The sequence below is a fragment of the Halomonas sp. 707D4 genome, from assembly GCF_024158685.1.
GTDB lineage: Bacteria > Pseudomonadota > Gammaproteobacteria > Pseudomonadales > Halomonadaceae > Vreelandella.
In genome coordinates this window covers 1-1,179 of sequence record NZ_JAMZBD010000705.1, presented here as the reverse complement: position 1 = coordinate 1,179, position 1,179 = coordinate 1, and the positions used below count along the sequence as shown (strand labels likewise).

The following is a 1,179-nucleotide window of genomic DNA, read 5'->3' as shown; positions in this document are numbered from 1 at the left end:
ATTCTGGAGAAGAGCCAGGCACTCGGCGAGAAGCTCGGCCAGCGCTTTGGCGAGTGGCAGCAGAAGTTCGACTGCGTCGACAACGCCCGCCACATGGGCGCCATGGCCGCCTTCGAGCTGGTCACCGACAAGGGCAAGCGCGAGCGCGCGCCGAACCCGGAACTGGCCGGGGCGCTTTGCAAGAAGGCCCGCGAAGAGGGGCTGATCCTGCTCTCCTGCGGCATGTATGCCAACACCATCCGTTTTCTGATGCCGGTGACCATCGAGGACAGCGTGCTCGACGAAGGCCTCGACATCATCGAGGCGTGCCTGGAGTCGTTGACCTGACGAGCCCCGCGCAACAAGAACGCCGCCCCTCGGGGCGGCGTTTTCATGTGGGTAGTCTCAGCGCACTCACTCTCGCGGGCGGCGATCCCCTTCGAGAAAATTCGCCGTGAACACCGCCTTGCCGTGGGTCTCGAAGGACCACTTCATGACATCGGAAAGCGCGCTCATCACCGCGTCGAACTGGCCGAACACCTGGGTGCTCATGCGGTTGGGATGCACCTCGAGGCCGGTGGCCTCCAGGCGTTTGACGACCTCCTTCACCACCGGCTTGTAGTCATCGGCCAGTGGGTAGTAGCTCAGTTGCACGGAAAGATACATGGCGTGCCTCCTCGTCGATGTGCCTAGCGAGACTGGAACCGGTGCCAGGCGGCCAGAATGGCGGCGCGGGTCTCGCTTGGGTGCTCCATGGGGAACATGTGCCCGCCGGGAACGCGGGAAAGCGTCAGGCCCCGGCGCTCCAGACGGCGAATGCGCGCGGCGGTGAGCAGATCCGAGCGCTCGCCGGCGACGATCTCCACCGGCACCCGCAGCCGCTTGAGGCGCGACGTGAGGTGATCCGGCAGGTTGCGAAAGATCGCCACCTCGACCTCCGGCTCGAAGACCAGCTCCGCCTGGCCGTCGTCGAGCAGCCGGGTGCCCGTTTCAACATAGTCGTTGAGCGCCTCCGGCGTAAAGCCGCGAAAAAGCCCCCGGCGGCCGAGCGAGGTGGCCATCGCCTCGCGGCTCGGCCACACGCTGCGCCGCCTTCGGGTCTTGCCCGCCGGCGTGATGCGATCGACGAAGCCGAAGCGCTTGGCGGCCTTCATGGCCCAGGCGTCCATGCCCAGCATCAGGGGCGGGTCGAGTATCACC

3 protein-coding genes are annotated in these 1,179 nt (G+C 66.2%); 1 reads left to right on the top strand and 2 read right to left on the bottom strand.

What is annotated here, in order from left to right:
* Positions 1-327: aminotransferase class III-fold pyridoxal phosphate-dependent enzyme (locus tag BIS11_RS18070; protein ID WP_253586794.1), on the top strand; the 327-nt coding region annotated here is incomplete at its 5' end.
* 66 nt (positions 328-393) lie between these two features.
* Here the strand turns inward: BIS11_RS18070 and BIS11_RS18065 are convergent.
* Both BIS11_RS18065 and BIS11_RS18060 read right to left on the bottom strand, forming a co-directional pair.
* Complete coding sequence (locus tag BIS11_RS18065) at positions 394-645, bottom strand: YkoF family thiamine/hydroxymethylpyrimidine-binding protein (RefSeq protein WP_253426519.1); 252 nt, start codon at positions 643-645, stop codon at positions 394-396.
* A gap of 23 nt (positions 646-668) precedes the next feature.
* A partial coding sequence (locus BIS11_RS18060) for an alpha/beta fold hydrolase (RefSeq protein WP_253586793.1) occupies positions 669-1,179 on the bottom strand: 511 nt, incomplete at its 5' end.